This window comes from Achromobacter sp. FW305-C-30-7 (genome assembly GCF_058783105.1).
Window position 1 is genome coordinate 118,221 of the sequence record NZ_JBYSYI010000011.1, and the last position, 15,668, is coordinate 133,888.

Sequence of the window (15,668 nt, forward strand, 5' to 3'; positions counted from 1 at the left end):
TTCGAGTGGGACGCCATCAGCGGCACCGGGGGCGCTTGGCCCTGGTCGGTTTAAGCAGCCCCGCGGCGATGCCTATGATGATCGCGAGCGGGACCGCGAGTGCATAGAGTGCAGTCATGATTGCTCGGCTTGCGCGGACAGTGCGCCGCGATCATAGGCGCGATGGCCGTACAGCCTGTAACCGCCGCTTTGGCCTTGTTTCAGCGAAGGGCAATAAACTGCGCGCATCTTCAACCCTGAGTCTTTCATATGAAAATTCTCTGTAGCTTGGCCATCGTGGCCACTCTGTTGGCCGGCTGTGCCGTTTACACGCCGGATGGCGCCGTGATCGTTGATCCGCATGGCGGTGGTGGCGGCGGCGGATTCTGTCCGCCGGGGCAGGCCAAGAAGGGCAACTGCTAATCGCATTCCGGGAGGCACGCTACGCATAAGGCGCCTCCCGTTTCTTCTGCGCGCCCGGTTGCGCGGACAGGGCGGCGCGGGCCAACTCATAGGCTTGGTTGAGGGGGAGCATGTTGACCTCAACGCCCCAAGCATTTCGCACGGGGTTTGAGCAGCACTGCGCGAACATGGATTCGTGAGCCTTCACGATGGCCTCAGCTAGTTTGATGAAATCCCCAGCGCGATCCTGGCGCTCTACCTGGGTGGCCTGGGGCGCAGGATCGCCGTGTACCTGTAGGAACACGCTGGAAACTTGAGGAAACTGCGTAGCGTAGGCGCGCCACCTGGCGGCGTCTTGCGCCTCCCCGGCTACAGGGGCGCTTGCCAGGGCGGCGCGGGCTTGCCATGCCTCCCAGGCGCGGCGAGCGTAGGTCAGGGAGTAGGAATCGCCGTCGCGCTCCACGCCAAGATTTTGCGAAGCCATCCACGCTTCAAACGCCGCCCGCTCATCGGCTACAGGGGCGCGCAGCTTGGACAGCAGGGCGTAGGCGCGGTCGAATCCGGCCTCGAAGATGCGCCGGTTGTCGTTCGTGTCCATGATCCAAGTGCGGGCCGCGAAATACTCATCGGCCGCTGTGACACGCTCGGATTCCTGCATTGCCGCCTGGGCGGCGGTGGTGTGGTCGGTCATGCTGCGTCCTTTTCCGCTTCTGCGGCCACGCGCTCAAAGTGGAAAATGATCGGAGCGCCGGTTTCAACGGCCAGGCCGAATCGCAAGGCGTGGCGATAAGTGGGGTAGTTGTCGGTCAGAACCTTGCAGGTGCGCTGGAGCTTCACGCGCCAGGCTTCAAGGCTCATTGCGTGCTTGTCGATGTTGCAGGGCGGGCACGCGGGCATGTAGTTGCTGGGGACATCCCGCTCCGGACGAAGCGGCGCGCCGCTCACAAGCTTCCAGGCGCGCTCGCCGCGAACCATTTTCAAGTCGCGCTGCACCGGCTCCAGGTGATCGACGTGCCAGCGCTCCGGCAGAGGCTGGCCGCAGTACGCGCATTTGCCGTCGAACATGGCGAAAACGCGGGCGCGCTCGGCTTTGCTGATCGCCATCACCCCTCCTGCTGCTGAGAGGCATAGCGGGCGGCGCTATGATGGGTATACACACTTGGGAGAGCGCCATGTGGAGATGCCGAAATTGCGGGCTGGGAATCATATTTTCGGTAGTCGACCCCGAGATCGACGAGGCTGGATGCTTCTTCATGTGCCCGGGATGTGACTATCGGAATAAACTGATCAACGTTGGCCCCTACGGGGACGATGACCCGATCTCGGTGGCTCAGGCGGATGATTGAGGCGTCCATCACTTCTCTCCCTAGTTGCTCTGCTGGATAGCGTCGAAGATCTCTTCGGGCGACTGGCGGACGGTTTGGCTCTTTCCGTTTTGGGTGTGGATTACTGCTCTCGATCCGTGATAGCTGTTCAGCACGGCGGTCACGGAGACTATGAAATCCGGATTGATCGCGAGGGCATTCCCGTCGATATCCGTCAACAGAATCAGGCTCATGCCCCATCTCCTTTGCCCTGCTGGGCGGCAATGGCGGCGTCGATACCTGCGTTGATTTCTTTGGCGAGGTCGCGCTCGTCTTGATCAAGGTCGATTTCCCCATCGTCGGGGTCAGCCAGGCGCGCGCCGCCGTAACCGGCCTCTACGAACAATTCGATGCTGTAGCCGAATGGCAGCTCGGCACATGCGCGTTCTATCGCTGCGCCAACTGCCGCACCCCGCGCATCGCCGGCAGCGGGAGCGGAGCGCTCGGGGCGGGCAGGCGGGTATGCTTCGGCGGTCATCGCCTGTTCGAGGGCGGCGCGCAGGTTTTCATTCCAGTTTTCGCCAATCACGCGTTCGCAGGGCCGCTGCATGAAGTGCGACACGATTTCGATGCCGATGCTGTAGTCGTCGCCATTGGAATGGCTGATGAAGCGAACGTCCCAGCATGCGCTCTGGATGGCGTCGAGCAGTTCGCTATCGCGTTTCCAGCGTGCGATCTGCCTTTCATCGGTGGTGGGTTGGTTGGGCGCGAAATCGTTATCAGGGGCTCCGATGGCTGCGCCCATGAAACTGCTGAGCGCCTGATCGGCGCTGGTTTGGGATTCGGGGGCGCTCATGCGGTGGCTTCCTCTTGTTCAAGGTCCATAGGTGCCTGTGTATCGGGGGCGGCTTGCTGTGCCTCCTTGGCGGCTTTCTCGGCGCGTTTGGCGCGGACGGTTTCGACTGCGCCGTGGGCTTCGAACAGGTCCAGCAGATCCTGGGTCTTCACCGTGATGGTGTCGGCAGCTACGCGGCCTTCCTGGATGTCGATGAGGATTGCGCGCTGGTTGGCGTCCAGTCCCTTGATGAAGGAGTCCACGCCGCTGATGAGCGGGGAGACGACTTTGCGGGGGAGGGCGCGGCCGTGGATGGTGCTGGCGGTGACCTTGGACTTGCCGGCGGCCTTGACCTGGTCAACCTTCCCGGTGAGGAAATCGCCGGCCTTGACGCCCAGCCTGCGCACGGCGTCGATAGCGACCTCGGCGGACACCTTGCAGCTGCGGACCAGTTCTTGCACTTCGCGTTCGGCGTCGGCCAGGACAAGGTAGTTTTCGACGTGAGTCCGGCTGAAATGGGTGATTGCCGCAATCTCACTAGTCTCCAGACCTGCACCACGGAAGCGCTTGAAGCCGCGCGCGGCCTCCAAGGGGCGCAGCTGCGCGTTCTTGTTGCTGGTGTAGATCCGGGCCTGGCGGTCGATTTCGTTGCCCTGGAAGGCGGTGATGGCAACCCATGCGATGGGGAAACCTCGGGCGATGGCACGGCCGAGTGCGTCATAGCGGCGGTGCCCGTCCACAATCTCTACGCCCGAGCCATCCGGCAGGGCCACCACTTCCAGCGGGGGAAGGATGCCGCCGGACATGATGTAGGCGGTCAGGTCTTCGATGCCGGCCTCATACTCGTCGTCCAGGTCGCGCAGGTTGAAACCGACTTTCACGCGGATGCGGCCATACTCGATCTTCATTGAGTCGGCGCGCTTGATCGTCTTGTCCAGAATCATCGTCTTGAACGATGCGGGGGGATGGGTCATGGGATACCTCGGTATGTGGGGCGCGGATCAGATGCGCTTTTCGCCGCCCAGGGCATCGACAAGCTCGGCGAGCAGCTTGGCGAGTTCGCCGGTCATGAGCAGCATGTCCGAATCGAATTTCTCGTCGTCGTTGGCGGCCACGCCTTCATTGCCTTCTTTCAGTACGTCGAGGGGAGACACGCGCTTGATATCCAGCCCTTCGGTGAGGACAAAGGAAATGCGATCTGCCCAGGTCATGGCGAGGCGGGCGCATTGCTTGCCTGTCTGGATGTGGCGGCGCACGTCTTCGGCGTCGATGGAATGCTTGATGTAGCGGATGGCTGCGCCGCTTTCGCCCGATGAGCGAAGCTCCGTGTCCTGATCGATGCTGAAGTTGTCCGGGGCCTCGTCCTCGGCGAGCCAGCTGGTCATGGCGGACGCGGGCGACTGGGTGACATACAGGTTTTCCAGCGGGAACGGGTCAATGCACTTCGCCAGAATGCCGATCACCTCGTCCGCCCTGGCAGACGCCGCGGCGTCGATCACCAGCCAGCGGTTGAGCGGATCAATCCACACACGGGTATCGCGGTAGACGCTGAAGGCGCGGGGCAGGAGTTCATCTATCACGCGCTCCTTGATTTCCTTCATCAGCTTGCGGCCGACCTTGTAGCCTTGCTGCTCTTCGATTTCCTGGGCGCGGAACTCCGCCACCTGGTTGATGACCGTGCCGGGGAGCAGCTTATTTTCGGCACGCAGGGTCAGCAGGATCTGACCGCCGACAATGTGGGCGAGTCCGCCGTTCTCGCGGGGCGGAATCCAGCCAATGGACTGCATTTCCAGGTTGTTGCCCGGATGGAATGCCTGGCGGGCCAGTGCGTCTTCCAGGTCATCACCGAACAGCGTCCAGACGGCGGACAGGCGGTAGATCTTCAGGTTCTTGAACCACATGGGAACTCCAGAGGTAGGGCGCGGGTTAGGTAAGTACGCGCCTTTTGAAAGGAATGGGTTAGGATCGGCACTCAACTGACATGCGGGGAGGCGGCTATGGAGCAGTGTGTGAAATGCCAATCATTGATAGGCACTAGTGGCCGGCGGAGCGGCCACGATGATCTGCAATTGACCGAGGGTCGGCGTTACAAGGACGCTATGGCCCTGGCCAGCGGACGGCGAGAGTGGTACCGCTGCCGAGCCTGCAACACGCACTGGCTCCGAGATAACGACTCAAACGACCCCGACTGCCAATGGGAGATTCAGGGGCATTAGCCATCCAGAAAGGTGGTAAGGACGCTAGTAACCAGCACCGCGTCCCAGCCAAGGCAGGACCACCAGAAAGACGAAAGTGAACACCAGGGCACCGATCCATGCCATGGGCGGGATATTGGCGTTCCTATCCCAGTCGCCTTTACCCGCGTGATCGCGCGGGGCTAGAAGGTCAGCAAGCTTTCGGACGCTGACGGGCGGAGTGGTCACCCTGGCGACGGCGACGCGCCTGGGGGCGGATGTGCCAATTGCGTTCATGTGGGGCTCCAGGGATCGGCCGCGACATAGCGGCGGGTGAAGTAGTTGCCGATGGGGACCAGGGCCACCGCCACTAGGGCGAGCAGCGCCAGGCCCCACCAGATGGCGGGGATAGTTGATGGCATGGGGATCTGCGCGGAATGCGCGGTGGTGGGCTTCGGAGAGCAGGCCGGAGGCCCGATCATCGCTTCACGTTGGAAAGTCACTTTTGCGCCGGTGACGTAGCGGCGCCGCCCCGCTCTCCGAAGCAACCGGGAAGCGGTTGCAGGATATGTGTTAATTCGTAACGGACATATCTTTGTTGGGGCTAATCACCGATAGTGGCCCCGGGAACATTTTTCCCTGCAAATCTAGGACTTACATTGAAGATTGAAACTGGTATCGTGAAGTGGTTTAACAACGACAAGGGCTTCGGCTTTATCATGCCGGAGCTGGGTGGCAAAGACCTCTTCGCCCATTTCTCTGAAATTCAGGGTGATGGCCACAAATCTCTCGAAGAGAACCAGCGAGTGTCATTCGTTGCTGGCCAAGGGCAAAAAGGCCCGACGGCGACGATGATCAAGCCGATTTAGTAGCCGAGTTGCTCGCTGGAATGCGGGCAGCTGGGTAGCAGGTTGTGGGGCCGGATCCTTTGAAACATTGGATTCGGCCCTTTGCTTTTGGGCTCCGTCGGGCCTACTTGGTGATGCTGCTGCCGAAGTTGAAAACGTCGATCAGTTCTTCAATGAAGCGTACGAGTGCTTCGAGCATGGCATTGCTCCGTGGATTGATGGGATGGTGTTCAGGCAACAGCGCCTGCCGATACCCCGCGCGCGGGGCATGAGCCGGGGCTGTCAGGCGAGAATCCAATCTCGGTCGAATTCAGCGCGGGTAATCAGCTCGCGAATTTGTCCGCTGAAAAGCTGCACCAGCGAAGAACCCAGCTGTTCAACGCTCCAAACTCTCGGTGAATTTTTGCGGCGCGCTTTCATGGTCATTTCCTCAGTGCTGGGGTTGACGGCGAGGGCTAGGGACGGGCGTCAGGGTGCCGTAGTCGTCCATTACGCCGGGCAGACAATCGCCCTGCGTAGTGAGGTCTACGCTTGCCCATGCAAGCCAGTACCGGCGGTCGCGGTGGAGGCGGCCGCCGAATATCCCGCCGGGGGTCTCGTCCAGGTAGTCGCCGCCTAAACAGTCATGCGTTTCGATGATTGGCACGTTCGATGCCTCCAGGCTGGAAGAGTGATTTACTCGAAACGGATGGTTGCTGCCTTCGAAAACCAGCCCCAGCCCTGGCAGACAATGCCGCTCACATACACGCCGCTCGGGCTCTTGGCGGTGAAGCCTGTGCGCACCGCATCGTCCCTGCCGCATCCGAACATTTGATAGCCGGTAATCTGGACATCGGAATAGCCGGCATTGCTAAGAACGCGGTGCGCGTTCTGGGCGTCGGTGCAGCCAGCCAGGGCGATGACGAGCCCGATTGCGAGAATTGCTTTCATGGAGGTTCCTGGATTTCTTCAGGCTGCCACTGGCGTGCAGTGGTCGACGGCCACGCAGCCGCGTTTGCCTTCAAGCCACACGACGGCGGTGTGGCCGCTCAATACTTCGGCTTCGGTCTTGGTCTTGAACGTCTGGGGTTCGGTCAGGCCTTTCACTTCGACGTAGCTGATGGTGTCGCCCACCTTCACGCGGGCATTCCAGGCATCAACTTCCTTCTGCGGGTTGGGTCTGCGGTTCATGGTGATTTCCTCTCTGGTTGGCTTCGGTAAGCGCCGCACGCGGCGCTGGCCGAAACCGCCTGGTCGAGTACCAGGCGTTTCTCTGCCGTCTATCCGGCCTGTCTCCACTTTCAGTGCTTCGCTTGCGTTGGTCTCCGCAGCGGTGGCACCCGGTTGCTGTTTCGCGCCACCTACGTGGAACTGGGCGCGCCCGCGCGCGGCCCCGATGTGGGGCGGCGGTTGGGTCTGACTGGTTTTTAAAGAACGGTAAACAAACGTTGATGAAATAGTAAACACTAGTTTTTGTTTGGTCAACAATTGTTGGCGTTGAGGGAAAAAAAAGCCACCCGCTCGGGTGGCTGCATTGCGATTGATCTAGCTTTCAGTGTGTGCGCACTTTGCTGGGCGGCACGATGGCGCCTATCGCGTGGATCTTCTCTACCTGGCCAGCGTGCAGGCTCATGCGCACTTCGCCATTGACGGACAAGACTTCGATGTCGCCGCCGCGGCGTTGAACTAGGAGCTCCTTGACCATTTTCCGGCCGTCGGCGAGCTGAAGGGCAACGTATTCGCCAGGTTCGATATCCGCATTGGGCTCGACAACTACATACCAACCATTGCGAATCGCCGGTTTCATGCTGTCGCCTCTCACGCGCAAGACATAGGCGTCTGGATCGGTCGACGCGTGGAGGATGTACCCGTCGCCGTGGCCCGCAGGGTATGCAAGTTCTTCGTAAAAGCCGTTCTCTCCGAGTTGTGCCATACCTACTACCGGAATCAATCGTCCAGGAGATGCCCGCCCGATGTACTCGGGGGCCGGCTCCGCTACTAAATGTTTGCCGTGATCTGTCGGCGCGGAAGTGGAATAGGCGCGCCTAGCAGAATCTCCTAGTAGTTGATGAGCGGCATCCAAGCTGCTCAGCTCCACTTCTTGAAGTTCTTCCACAGACAGACCGAAAGCGCGTGCGATCGCCGCTGCATAGCTCGACTTTTTGCTGTCCCGCTTCTCGAGCTGATCGATGGTTTGCCCGCTGGTGCCCGCGAGTTCTCCAAGGGCGTCATGCGTGAAGCCCTTCGCGAGTCGGAGAAAGCGGATGTTCTTGCCCATTGCCATGGGGCGCACCTTATCAACATTGGTTTATAAATTCCATCAACGTAAGTTGACCTTTTGGTAAACACTCGTTTACCATCGAGCAAATCACTTACGTCGAACGATGGATCTATGACCTCTATTCAATTCAAGCACCGCCCGGCGCTCGCCGAAGCAATCGAGCTTGCGGGCTCCAAGGCGGCCCTAGCTCGAATGATCGACGCGTTACCGCAGCAGATCGGTAACTGGTTGACACGAGACAAGGAGATTGACCCGGTCTACTGCGCTCGCATCGAGGCGTCACTGGGTGGGCGTGTCTCCCGATCCCAACTCCGGCCCGACGATTGGGAAACCGTGTGGCCTGAACTGGCGCGCGGCCAAGGAGAGGGCATCCCCCATGCGTAACGCAGCCCCCATGACGTTCGGTGCGCGCCTTGCCTTGCATCGTCCGGCGCCAGAAGAGGCGCGCTGGTTCTTCAACGTCCCGCACGAAGCTGCAGCCGAGGACGCACACGTGCCTGGCGATACGACAACGCCTCCCGCGCCTGACGCGGTTCAGATCGGTCCCACTGACGTGTCGTGAAGTTTCCATGCCTTGCATGGTAGGGCCGGCCAAGCCGCTCCGAAACCCTGATTTTTCAAGATTCCAAGGTAAGACCCGATGACCAGCCGCCTGAATTCCCATCATTGGCTTGATGTTCTTTACAACGATGTCCGCAGTACGCCAGGGGGCGTGAAAGATGCCGCCTCGTTTCTTTCGGAACGCCGTGGCAAGCAGATTCACTACGAATCCCTGCGCGCCAAGTTGAACGGGCAAGAAGGCGAGTCGATGACTTTCGAGATGGCCGACTTGCTGACCGAGTGGATGTTGCAGTACGCGGCGTCGGCGGATTTTGCGCATCGTTGGGCGCAGACCTACGCAATGGTCGAGCATGGCCTGACCTGCTTGGACGTGCCGGCGCCCCCAGAAGGAGGCTGGCCCGACGAGTTGAAGGCCATTCATCAGAAGGTGCTGCAGGTTGGGGCGAAGGTAGGGGGCTTGAATGCTTCGACGCTGGACGCGATGGCGGATGGTCGTATTGACAACGATGAGCGTAGCGCGCTGTACGCGCTTTTCATGGAACTGGCTGTCCTGGCATTTCGTGGTGCGCGCAATGTGTCGAGGGTGCAATGCTGACCCGTGGATCGTCTGGTGTACCCGTGCGGGCGCGTGTCGCGTCCACGGAGCGTAAGGGGCGGCGCTGTCGCGCACGGCTGCAATGATGTGCAGCAGCGCGAAGTTCCAGCGGTGGGTTGTTTCCCGCATCGGCGCCGTCCCCGAGGGCGTGGCCCCGAGCCAGCACGCGGCGCAGTACGTGCGCGACATGTGCGGGGTCGCCAGTCGCGCGGAGTTGGACCACAACGCGATAGCAGCAGGGCTGTTCCATACGGCCGTCCGCAAGCCGTTCGTGGCATGGAGCGGCATCTATGGCTGACTGCCTGCACATGTTCAGGGGCTACCGAGTGCCACCAGCGACGGTCGAGGCAGTGCGGCAGGCCATCATCGACACCCCGCGGCAAGTTCAAGTCGGCGCGCTACGGGCCATGGTTTCGCCTGCCATGGTGGCCGTCAGCCCTTGGCTGCGGACCACCCGGGATGACGCCGCGGCTGCTGCGGTGGAGTCGTTCCTGTTCGACGCCGTGCGCGCCGGCCTGGTCAGACGTCACATGAACGGTTGGAAGTTCTCGCACTGGTCGCGCGTCCGAAAGCAGCGGGGCGCGCCATGACCTTGCAACGCAAGACGCCGCTTCGCCAGAAGACGCCGATGAAGCGTGGCGCGCCGCTGAAAGCCAAGGCTCCGATGATGCGCGCCAAGCCGCTGCCTCCACCCCGTGCGGCCATGAAGGCGCGCAAGAAGGGCAAGAAGCCGGCCAAGACCGTCTATCGCAACCCGGCGCTGCTGGACCTTGCCAAGGGCGAGGAATGCTTGCTGCGCGTGCCCAAGTACTGCCAGGGCGGCACGGACACCACGGTCGCCTGCCATTCCAACCGCCTGCGAGACGGCAAAGGGAAGGGCATCAAGGCCCACGACTGGGCTATCGCCTTCGGTTGCGGCGGGTGCCATTACTTCCTCGATCAATCAACCGCGCCGTGGGAAATGAAGCTGAGCTACTTCGTTCCCGGGCTGCGTCTTACGCGCTCGCGCATCATCGCCTTGGGCAAATGGCCCGAGGAAGCGGAGCGCGGGTATCAACGTTTGTATGGAGAGTCGCCATGAGCGTGAAAGTCATGGGGATGGTGTTTGAAAGGTATCCGAACGGCGGCGGGGAAATGATCCTTGCGCTGGCGCTTGCGGACCATTCGAGCGATCAGGGTACGGGCATCTACCCGTCCATTGCGTCCCTGGCAGAGAAGACCCGCCAGTCCGTGCGCGCCGTTCAGTACCAACTGCGCGGCATGGAGAAGGCCGGCTGGTTGATCCTGGTGAATGCTGGCAACGGCGGCCGCAATCAACGCCGTGAGTACCGGATTTCTGAGGCTTGGATAAAGGGTGCAGATTTTGCATCCCTCAAACCCACGGACCCGGAGCAGGAAAACGGTGCAGATTTTGCACCACCTGAAGCGGCGGAAAAGGGTGCAAACCACGACACAAAGGGTGCAACTAACGACGCAAAGGGTGCAAACGGCGACATGAAAGGGTGCAACGGGTTGCACCCGCATATAACCGTCATAGAACCGTCAGAACCATCAAGAACCGTCACAGGCGCGCGCAAGCGCTCGCCGGGATTTGATCCGCTGGCCGTGGGGCTTCCCGTCTGGCTGGATGCGGAACTGTGGGGGCGCTGGGTTCGCCACAGGGTACAGCTTCGCAAACCGCTGACCGAGGAAGCCGCGCGGCAGCAGGTCAAGGACTTGGCGACCTTTCGCCAGCAGGGCCACACGCCCGCGACGGTCATCGAACACGCCATCGGCAAAAGCTGGCAAGGCCTGTTTGCCCCCAGTGGTAACGCATCCGGGGGCGCGCAGCGTCCCGGCAAGTTCAATCCGACCGACTACGTAAACCGCAATCGCACCCATGGAGGCCCCGACTATGACGACGGTCGCACAATCGACGGCTGAGCGCTCCGGCTGGGCCGTGCCGCTGGCGAAGCTGGAAGGCATTTCCCTGATCGACCACCTTTGGAATCGGCTTTCGGGAACGTATGGGGGGCGCTGGCTCAAGGACTTCCCCGACATGCAGAGTATCGAGAACTGGAAAGAGGCCTGGGCCGAAGCGCTGGACGAAGACCGCGTGACGCCTCATGAGGTGGCCGAGGGGCTGCGGACCTGCCGCCGCGTGTTCCCCGACTGGCCGCCCGCCGTGGGCGAGTTCATCCGTGCGTGCCGGCCAGGCCTGATCCCAGAGAACGCATTCCATGACGCAGTTGCCGGGATGAACGCTCGCCGCCGCGGCGAGGTGGGGCAATGGAGCCATCCCGCCGTCTACTGGGCTGCGGTGCGCGTCGGCTCTCATGACCTGCTGAACTGCGGCTACTCGGTGATGAAGACGCGTTGGGAGCGCGCACTTTCCGAGGAACTGAGTCGGGGCGAATGGGCGAGCGTTCCCACGCCCGCAGTCGCGTTGCCGGCCCCTGGTGCGAAGCACGCCATGCCAGAAGAAGCGGCCAAGGCACTGGAAGCTCTAGAGGCGGGCGAGATCCTGAGCGAGTCTGGCCGCGATCCTCGGCGCGGTGCAAAGCGCATCCTCGCAGAGATGGAGAAGAAGGGGGGTCGGCAGTATTCGCCCACGGTCATCGCCATGGCGCAGGCTGCCATGGACGCCTATCCGGACACGGGGGCGCAGGCATGAAGCGATGGCCCAATACTCCTGCCACTCGCGCGCCTCGCACGGCCGGTCGCGGGGCGGTTCTCGCTGGACCGAGCGAAGACACCATTCAAGCCCAGGTTGTCCGGTGGGCAAACCTTCAGGCCGGTGTTTACCCGGAGCTTTCGCGCCTCTTCCATGTCCCCAATGGCGGCCAGCGGCACGCGGTTGTAGCGGCCAAGCTGAAGGGGCAGGGCGTTAAACCTGGGGTGCCGGACCTTTGTTTGCCCGTGCCGCGCTTCGGATGCCCGGGGCTGTGGATCGAAATGAAGACCGCTGACGGCAGGGTCAGCACGACCCAGAAAGATTGGATCGGATACCTCAAGGGGGCGGGGTACCGCGTCGAGGTGTGCCGAAGCTTTGATGAGGCGCGCGCTGCGCTACTCGATTACCTGAATCCGAAAGTGATTTTTTCCCCGGGGATTATCTGATGATTACTTTGACCCTTTCGCGCTTTCCTTCGACCCCGGTCGTAGAAGCGCAACCGAGCCGACTGTTCGCCACCGCTCACGCGGCGCTGACCTTTGCCTACAACCATACGGACCAGGTGTATGACAAGCCCATGATGGCGCGCCTCGCACAGGCTCAATCCCAGGCTGGTGCCGAGGGAAAGGGCCTGGGCGGCACGGATGGGGCCGGGCAGGCCGCCATTGTCATGGGCGCATTGAAAACCCTGCCTCGCCTGTACCGCGCAATTCTGGTGGCGCGCTTCGCGCCGCGTACCGACCGTTGCAAGTGCTGCAAGGGCACCGTTGATCGCCATGATTGGCTGGCGGCAGTTCGCGAGATATCAGACGCCGCTGTGTGTGGTGCGCTGTCAGCACACCCTACGCCGCGTGTGCTGCGAGATGCAATCGTAGCGCGGTATTTCGGCAAAGACGTGAAGCTGTCTGAGGCAGCAGCACATGCCCAGGTGAGCGCGGCCACCGCCACCAACCACAATGGGAAGATCAAGCTGTGGCTGTATGGCACGCGCACCACGAAGCAGAAAGGCGGTGAGCGTGGCGCGGGCCAGAAGGGCGTCGAAGCGCTAGCGATGGAGTACGCGGCCGATCTGTTGGCGGCGAAAGGCTTGTGCGACTGACTCTTGCAGGGTTGAATTTTCTCTGCTAAAGTTCGCCCTGTTTAGTCACTTTGAATAAGTGCGTCCGAAAGCCCGCTATGTTTATGCAGTGCGGGCTTTTTTGCGTCTATTTTTTCGGGAGTTTGCGTTCCTTCAGCGCGAAGCCGGGTTCATACAGGTGAACGAGACCTAAAACGATTTCCTTGCACACCTCGATGAGCTTCTGCGCCTCCTTCTCGTTGCAAAAGTGTCCGCCATGGGCAATTTTGTTCCGCATGCCGTTCAAGGGCTTGACTTTGTCTGTCAATAACCGAATTGATTTCTTCTTTTCTGGTTGGTGATCAACCAGATGCTTGAGGAGTCGGTCGAACTTTCCCTGAATTCCGTTTGCCCAGAAGAGCAGTTCATCAATAAAGTTTTTTGTGAGATTTCCCTGGGCCTCAAACTCCTTGCGAATGGCGAAGCTTGCGGCCAACTCTGCTGCTGTCGCTGCGCGCACGACCGCCGCAGACCATTCTTCTCGGTAATGTAGGCCGGATAGTTTGACCCACTGCTTTCCGATCTTGGTCAAATCATCCAAGTTCTGATAATCCACAACCACGCCAATTTGCTCGGGCGGGGCGTTCGTCCTTTGGGCCGGACCGTTCGGCGCTAATTTATGTTTTTTTGTCATGGGTATGTGGCGCAGGAAGGACAGAAAGGAAATTTGCGTAGGAATGGCGCGGTTCGCGGTGCATAACCGATATTCACTCTACAGTTTTCGTTGAGAGAATACGGCTTGCCTCTATTGTCTCGTCGAGTCCATCAAGTAGGAGACGAATGCAGAGCATGCGACGAGCATAAACTTTGCTTCCGCATACGTGCACCTCTCGCCTTCATCTGTAAGAGCGTGGCGGACACCGGACTCGTCACTGCCATAGCCATAGAGTGCGCTGAACGCTTTGCCTAGCGAGGAGTGGACGTGCGGGACTCTTTTCAATGCTGCACCGAGAGTTGCGTTCGGAGTGCCGGTGGCTTCTCGGCAAACAGCCTCGACTGCGGATAACGACTCTTTGACTGAATTGCGGTAATCCGGACTCTCTCTATCAGATAGCAATTCGAGTGCACGTTGCAAATGAGTGTTAGCGGCAGTGCCCGCGTGCTCCAGAGCTGACTCGATAGCGGAAATCTCGGTTTCCGAAGTTATCTCGACGATCTGTTGGTTGACGATGCGATAGGCAGACCGCTCCCTTTCAAATAAGCCGTTCAGAATTTCAGTTCTGTCAGTGGTGAGGCCTGAACTCTTTTCCGATAGTAGCGCCTCAAGGAAATCGAACGAGTGATACCAAGTTGATTCGAAGAACTTCTTCTTGAAAAAGTCATAGGAAGTGCTTTCACCCGTGTAGCGGGGAATCAATGGAGGCAGTTGATCGTAGTCCAGATTGAAGTGATGCAGCCACAGTCGCGTGGAGATGTTGTCGAGGTTCTTGTACGCATCTGATCTCTCGGATTCCCAGCGATTATCCCAAAGGAATATTTTCAAAGCGTTCCAGATACGCGTGCGTAGTTCGCGATTGAAGTCTTCACGTTGTATCGCATCCGATACCTTTATGTAGCCGTTTCGTGCTGAAAATAAGACCATTTTTCCTCTGACTAGCTTGAAATGGCGGGTTACATATTCTACCTCTCCCGGGCATTGGCTGTTCGCGGAGGGGGCGGCGCTAATTGGGGGGCTTCAGTCCGTATATGAAGATCAAGACACTCAAACCGCGTATCGCGATGGCTGGGTCCAGATTGGTTGTCGCGCCCACACTCAGCACCAGACGTATGACAGGCCGTAAGCTGCAAGAGCGGCGGTTACGCATTTGGTCTGCTAATCCGCACTGCGCAGATTGCGGAACTCTGACCGTCTACCCATATGGCTTCGAGCTAGACCACAAGGTAAGCCTATTCGATGGAGGCGAAGACACCGACGTGAACACGCAAATTCTGTGCGTGTCGCGCGATGCGAACGGGCGGAAGACCGGATGCCATGACGTCAAGACTCGCAAGGACATGGGATACAGGAGCCGCACGTAATGTCACAGATCACAGTGGAGCTCTACCTTCGCGTCGCGTGGTGGGTGCGCTGGTACCTGGCCGGCGTCGTGATCACGGCACGCCTGACCGGCGCAACGCCGAACATGACCAAGGTCGAACGGTGGATCAGGCGCGGCCTATTCGGCCGCGCCATCAGAAGGCCGTAGCTCGCTGCGCTGTCACGCTAATGGCCGAAGAAGGTCAAGCGCCTCTGGGATCGCGCCCTGGCGGGCTTGTATCCCGGCGTGAGGGGAAACGGCAGAGGGGGGGCGGGGTGAAAGTCTGGCGAGGCCGCCCTCCGGAAACCACCTGTTCCCTCACGCACGGAAAATTTCCCCCTTTTGGAAAATTGTTAACCCTCTTTTGTTAACCACAAGCTATGGCATTAACCGACAAAAAGCGCCGTTTCGTCGATGCGCTGCTGTCGGGTCTATCCGGTGCGAAAGCCGCTATCCACGCGGGTTACAGCGAAAACGGGGCGGCCCAAGCAGCCGCCCGATTGATGCGCGACAAGCATGTTCTGGCTGCCCTGGGGCGCATCGCCCAAGTTAACAAAGCGGTTAACAAAAAGGCGGTTAACAAAAAGGCCAAAGAAGAGGCTCCGGCCAAGCAGGCACCGCCTACAGAAGGGGCGCCGCCGCCAGCTGCCGGCGAGTCGCCGATGGGTGGAATCGGCCTGAAGGCCATGGGGCTGACGTCGGATCCGATGACGGTGTTGGTGGCCATCATGAACGATGCGAGCGAGGAGCCGAAGCTTCGGCTGGAGGCTGCTAAGGCACTCATGCCGTTCACGCACGGGAAGATTGCCGATCAGGGCAAAAAGGACGCGCAAAAGGCCGCAGCCAACAAGGTCGCTGCCGGCGGTCGCTTCAACCCTCCGCCTCCGCCCACGCACCTGCGTGTTGTCGGGAAAGGCTAAGC

General features: G+C 60.3%; 27 protein-coding genes. 13 read left to right on the top strand and 14 right to left on the bottom strand.

The genetic code is table 11. From position 1 onward, the window contains the following. Positions 1–114: 114 nt before the first annotated feature. The 8 genes from AC3WOB_RS27400 to AC3WOB_RS27435 form a co-directional block, all read right to left on the bottom strand. Positions 115–429: a hypothetical protein gene (locus AC3WOB_RS27400; RefSeq protein WP_492276839.1), complete on the bottom strand. Its 315-nt coding sequence runs from the start codon at positions 427–429 to the stop codon at positions 115–117. Further along, complete coding sequence (locus AC3WOB_RS27405) at positions 422–1,072, bottom strand: phiTE_015 family protein (RefSeq protein WP_492276769.1); 651 nt, start codon at positions 1,070–1,072, stop codon at positions 422–424. The genes AC3WOB_RS27400 and AC3WOB_RS27405 overlap by 8 nt, the downstream gene beginning before the upstream one ends. Beyond that, complete coding sequence (locus AC3WOB_RS27410; protein ID WP_492276770.1) at positions 1,069–1,485, bottom strand: HNH endonuclease; 417 nt, start codon at positions 1,483–1,485, stop codon at positions 1,069–1,071. The genes AC3WOB_RS27405 and AC3WOB_RS27410 overlap by 4 nt, the downstream gene beginning before the upstream one ends. A gap of 262 nt (positions 1,486–1,747) precedes the next feature. Continuing rightward, entirely contained in the window at positions 1,748–1,939 is a 192-nt protein-coding gene (locus tag AC3WOB_RS27415; RefSeq protein WP_175209082.1) for a hypothetical protein, read from the bottom strand. Further along, positions 1,936–2,541, bottom strand: coding sequence for a hypothetical protein (locus tag AC3WOB_RS27420; RefSeq protein ID WP_492276771.1), 606 nt, complete (start codon positions 2,539–2,541; stop codon positions 1,936–1,938). Before AC3WOB_RS27420 ends, AC3WOB_RS27415 begins: the two co-directional genes overlap by 4 nt. Continuing rightward, on the bottom strand, positions 2,538–3,494 hold the full coding sequence (locus AC3WOB_RS27425) for a ParB/RepB/Spo0J family partition protein (protein WP_492276772.1): 957 nt from the start codon (positions 3,492–3,494) through the stop codon (positions 2,538–2,540). The genes AC3WOB_RS27420 and AC3WOB_RS27425 overlap by 4 nt, the downstream gene beginning before the upstream one ends. 27 nt (positions 3,495–3,521) lie before the next feature. Further along, positions 3,522–4,421, bottom strand: a complete 900-nt coding sequence (locus AC3WOB_RS27430; protein ID WP_492276773.1) for a recombination-associated protein RdgC — start codon at positions 4,419–4,421, stop codon at positions 3,522–3,524. A gap of 566 nt (positions 4,422–4,987) precedes the next feature. After that, positions 4,988–5,116: a hypothetical protein gene (locus tag AC3WOB_RS27435; protein WP_346546901.1), complete on the bottom strand. Its 129-nt coding sequence runs from the start codon at positions 5,114–5,116 to the stop codon at positions 4,988–4,990. A gap of 243 nt (positions 5,117–5,359) precedes the next feature. Here AC3WOB_RS27435 and AC3WOB_RS27440 point away from each other — a divergent pair, with 243 nt between their 5' ends. Continuing rightward, entirely contained in the window at positions 5,360–5,563 is a 204-nt protein-coding gene (locus AC3WOB_RS27440; RefSeq protein WP_193353254.1) for a cold-shock protein, read from the top strand. A 261-nt stretch (positions 5,564–5,824) separates the two neighbouring features. On the opposite strand, the gene AC3WOB_RS27445 is transcribed toward AC3WOB_RS27440, so the two are convergent. From AC3WOB_RS27445 to AC3WOB_RS27460, 4 genes are all read right to left on the bottom strand, one after another. Then, entirely contained in the window at positions 5,825–5,962 is a 138-nt protein-coding gene (locus AC3WOB_RS27445; RefSeq protein ID WP_492276774.1) for a hypothetical protein, read from the bottom strand. 255 nt (positions 5,963–6,217) lie between these two features. Continuing rightward, complete coding sequence (locus AC3WOB_RS27450) at positions 6,218–6,472, bottom strand: hypothetical protein (protein ID WP_492276775.1); 255 nt, start codon at positions 6,470–6,472, stop codon at positions 6,218–6,220. Between the two features lie 18 nt (positions 6,473–6,490). Next, the gene (locus AC3WOB_RS27455; protein ID WP_492276776.1) at positions 6,491–6,712 is read right to left on the bottom strand and encodes a hypothetical protein; all 222 of its coding nucleotides are present in this window, start codon (positions 6,710–6,712) and stop codon (positions 6,491–6,493) included. A gap of 361 nt (positions 6,713–7,073) precedes the next feature. Beyond that, a complete protein-coding gene (locus AC3WOB_RS27460; protein ID WP_492276777.1) occupies positions 7,074–7,805 on the bottom strand; it encodes a S24 family peptidase in 732 nt (243 codons plus the stop codon). A 108-nt stretch (positions 7,806–7,913) separates the two neighbouring features. On the opposite strand from AC3WOB_RS27460, the gene AC3WOB_RS27465 reads away from it, so the two are divergent. The 10 genes from AC3WOB_RS27465 (at position 7,914) to AC3WOB_RS27510 (ending at position 12,710) form a co-directional block, all read left to right on the top strand. Then, positions 7,914–8,186: a transcriptional regulator gene (locus AC3WOB_RS27465; protein WP_492276778.1), complete on the top strand. Its 273-nt coding sequence runs from the start codon at positions 7,914–7,916 to the stop codon at positions 8,184–8,186. Further along, on the top strand, positions 8,179–8,364 hold the full coding sequence (locus AC3WOB_RS27470) for a hypothetical protein (RefSeq protein ID WP_492276779.1): 186 nt from the start codon (positions 8,179–8,181) through the stop codon (positions 8,362–8,364). Before AC3WOB_RS27465 ends, AC3WOB_RS27470 begins: the two co-directional genes overlap by 8 nt. Positions 8,365–8,442: 78 nt before the next feature. Next, positions 8,443–8,958 (top strand): phage regulatory CII family protein, encoded by a 516-nt coding sequence (locus tag AC3WOB_RS27475; RefSeq protein ID WP_492276780.1) that lies wholly within the window; start codon positions 8,443–8,445, stop codon positions 8,956–8,958. Between the two features lie 82 nt (positions 8,959–9,040). Continuing rightward, positions 9,041–9,256 (top strand): hypothetical protein, encoded by a 216-nt coding sequence (locus AC3WOB_RS27480; protein ID WP_492276781.1) that lies wholly within the window; start codon positions 9,041–9,043, stop codon positions 9,254–9,256. 28 nt (positions 9,257–9,284) lie between these two features. Next, positions 9,285–9,548 carry a hypothetical protein gene (locus AC3WOB_RS27485; protein WP_492276782.1) on the top strand — a complete coding sequence of 88 codons (264 nt, stop codon included), beginning with the start codon at positions 9,285–9,287 and terminating at the stop codon, positions 9,546–9,548. Beyond that, positions 9,545–10,039 carry a nuclease domain-containing protein gene (locus AC3WOB_RS27490; protein WP_492276783.1) on the top strand — a complete coding sequence of 165 codons (495 nt, stop codon included), beginning with the start codon at positions 9,545–9,547 and terminating at the stop codon, positions 10,037–10,039. Before AC3WOB_RS27485 ends, AC3WOB_RS27490 begins: the two co-directional genes overlap by 4 nt. Further along, a complete protein-coding gene (locus tag AC3WOB_RS27495; RefSeq protein WP_492276784.1) occupies positions 10,036–10,881 on the top strand; it encodes a phage replication initiator YdaU family protein in 846 nt (281 codons plus the stop codon). Before AC3WOB_RS27490 ends, AC3WOB_RS27495 begins: the two co-directional genes overlap by 4 nt. After that, positions 10,853–11,611 (top strand): replication protein P, encoded by a 759-nt coding sequence (locus AC3WOB_RS27500; RefSeq protein WP_492276785.1) that lies wholly within the window; start codon positions 10,853–10,855, stop codon positions 11,609–11,611. Before AC3WOB_RS27495 ends, AC3WOB_RS27500 begins: the two co-directional genes overlap by 29 nt. Further along, positions 11,608–12,057, top strand: a complete 450-nt coding sequence (locus AC3WOB_RS27505; RefSeq protein WP_492276786.1) for a VRR-NUC domain-containing protein — start codon at positions 11,608–11,610, stop codon at positions 12,055–12,057. The genes AC3WOB_RS27500 and AC3WOB_RS27505 overlap by 4 nt, the downstream gene beginning before the upstream one ends. Continuing rightward, complete coding sequence (locus tag AC3WOB_RS27510) at positions 12,057–12,710, top strand: hypothetical protein (protein WP_492276787.1); 654 nt, start codon at positions 12,057–12,059, stop codon at positions 12,708–12,710. Before AC3WOB_RS27505 ends, AC3WOB_RS27510 begins: the two co-directional genes overlap by 1 nt. Before the next feature lie 106 nt (positions 12,711–12,816). Here AC3WOB_RS27510 and AC3WOB_RS27515 read toward each other — a convergent pair whose 3' ends face one another. Both AC3WOB_RS27515 and AC3WOB_RS27520 read right to left on the bottom strand, forming a co-directional pair. Continuing rightward, entirely contained in the window at positions 12,817–13,362 is a 546-nt protein-coding gene (locus tag AC3WOB_RS27515; RefSeq protein ID WP_492276788.1) for a hypothetical protein, read from the bottom strand. Positions 13,363–13,473: 111 nt separating this feature from the next. Next, positions 13,474–14,310: an AbiJ-NTD4 domain-containing protein gene (locus tag AC3WOB_RS27520; RefSeq protein WP_492276789.1), complete on the bottom strand. Its 837-nt coding sequence runs from the start codon at positions 14,308–14,310 to the stop codon at positions 13,474–13,476. 436 nt (positions 14,311–14,746) lie between these two features. On the opposite strand from AC3WOB_RS27520, the gene AC3WOB_RS27525 reads away from it, so the two are divergent. Further along, positions 14,747–14,914 (top strand): hypothetical protein, encoded by a 168-nt coding sequence (locus AC3WOB_RS27525; RefSeq protein ID WP_492276790.1) that lies wholly within the window; start codon positions 14,747–14,749, stop codon positions 14,912–14,914. Positions 14,915–15,126: 212 nt separating this feature from the next. Then, entirely contained in the window at positions 15,127–15,666 is a 540-nt protein-coding gene (locus AC3WOB_RS27530) for a terminase small subunit (protein ID WP_492276791.1), read from the top strand. Positions 15,667–15,668: the final 2 nt, after the last annotated feature.

Coding starts and splice junctions, on each gene's coding strand:
- AC3WOB_RS27400 (WP_492276839.1), bottom strand. CDS start 429: ATGCGTAGCGTGCCTCCCGGAATGCGATTAGCAGTTGCCCTTCTTGGC.
- AC3WOB_RS27405 (WP_492276769.1), bottom strand. CDS start 1,072: ATGACCGACCACACCACCGCCGCCCAGGCGGCAATGCAGGAATCCGAG.
- AC3WOB_RS27410 (WP_492276770.1), bottom strand. CDS start 1,485: ATGGCGATCAGCAAAGCCGAGCGCGCCCGCGTTTTCGCCATGTTCGAC.
- AC3WOB_RS27415 (WP_175209082.1), bottom strand. CDS start 1,939: ATGAGCCTGATTCTGTTGACGGATATCGACGGGAATGCCCTCGCGATC.
- AC3WOB_RS27420 (WP_492276771.1), bottom strand. CDS start 2,541: ATGAGCGCCCCCGAATCCCAAACCAGCGCCGATCAGGCGCTCAGCAGT.
- AC3WOB_RS27425 (WP_492276772.1), bottom strand. CDS start 3,494: ATGACCCATCCCCCCGCATCGTTCAAGACGATGATTCTGGACAAGACG.
- AC3WOB_RS27430 (WP_492276773.1), bottom strand. CDS start 4,421: ATGTGGTTCAAGAACCTGAAGATCTACCGCCTGTCCGCCGTCTGGACG.
- AC3WOB_RS27435 (WP_346546901.1), bottom strand. CDS start 5,116: ATGCCATCAACTATCCCCGCCATCTGGTGGGGCCTGGCGCTGCTCGCC.
- AC3WOB_RS27445 (WP_492276774.1), bottom strand. CDS start 5,962: ATGAAAGCGCGCCGCAAAAATTCACCGAGAGTTTGGAGCGTTGAACAG.
- AC3WOB_RS27450 (WP_492276775.1), bottom strand. CDS start 6,472: ATGAAAGCAATTCTCGCAATCGGGCTCGTCATCGCCCTGGCTGGCTGC.
- AC3WOB_RS27455 (WP_492276776.1), bottom strand. CDS start 6,712: ATGAACCGCAGACCCAACCCGCAGAAGGAAGTTGATGCCTGGAATGCC.
- AC3WOB_RS27460 (WP_492276777.1), bottom strand. CDS start 7,805: ATGGCAATGGGCAAGAACATCCGCTTTCTCCGACTCGCGAAGGGCTTC.
- AC3WOB_RS27465 (WP_492276778.1), top strand. CDS start 7,914: ATGACCTCTATTCAATTCAAGCACCGCCCGGCGCTCGCCGAAGCAATC.
- AC3WOB_RS27470 (WP_492276779.1), top strand. CDS start 8,179: ATGCGTAACGCAGCCCCCATGACGTTCGGTGCGCGCCTTGCCTTGCAT.
- AC3WOB_RS27475 (WP_492276780.1), top strand. CDS start 8,443: ATGACCAGCCGCCTGAATTCCCATCATTGGCTTGATGTTCTTTACAAC.
- AC3WOB_RS27480 (WP_492276781.1), top strand. CDS start 9,041: ATGATGTGCAGCAGCGCGAAGTTCCAGCGGTGGGTTGTTTCCCGCATC.
- AC3WOB_RS27490 (WP_492276783.1), top strand. CDS start 9,545: ATGACCTTGCAACGCAAGACGCCGCTTCGCCAGAAGACGCCGATGAAG.
- AC3WOB_RS27495 (WP_492276784.1), top strand. CDS start 10,036: ATGAGCGTGAAAGTCATGGGGATGGTGTTTGAAAGGTATCCGAACGGC.
- AC3WOB_RS27500 (WP_492276785.1), top strand. CDS start 10,853: ATGACGACGGTCGCACAATCGACGGCTGAGCGCTCCGGCTGGGCCGTG.
- AC3WOB_RS27505 (WP_492276786.1), top strand. CDS start 11,608: ATGAAGCGATGGCCCAATACTCCTGCCACTCGCGCGCCTCGCACGGCC.
- AC3WOB_RS27510 (WP_492276787.1), top strand. CDS start 12,057: ATGATTACTTTGACCCTTTCGCGCTTTCCTTCGACCCCGGTCGTAGAA.
- AC3WOB_RS27515 (WP_492276788.1), bottom strand. CDS start 13,362: ATGACAAAAAAACATAAATTAGCGCCGAACGGTCCGGCCCAAAGGACG.
- AC3WOB_RS27520 (WP_492276789.1), bottom strand. CDS start 14,310: ATGGTCTTATTTTCAGCACGAAACGGCTACATAAAGGTATCGGATGCG.
- AC3WOB_RS27525 (WP_492276790.1), top strand. CDS start 14,747: ATGTCACAGATCACAGTGGAGCTCTACCTTCGCGTCGCGTGGTGGGTG.
- AC3WOB_RS27530 (WP_492276791.1), top strand. CDS start 15,127: ATGGCATTAACCGACAAAAAGCGCCGTTTCGTCGATGCGCTGCTGTCG.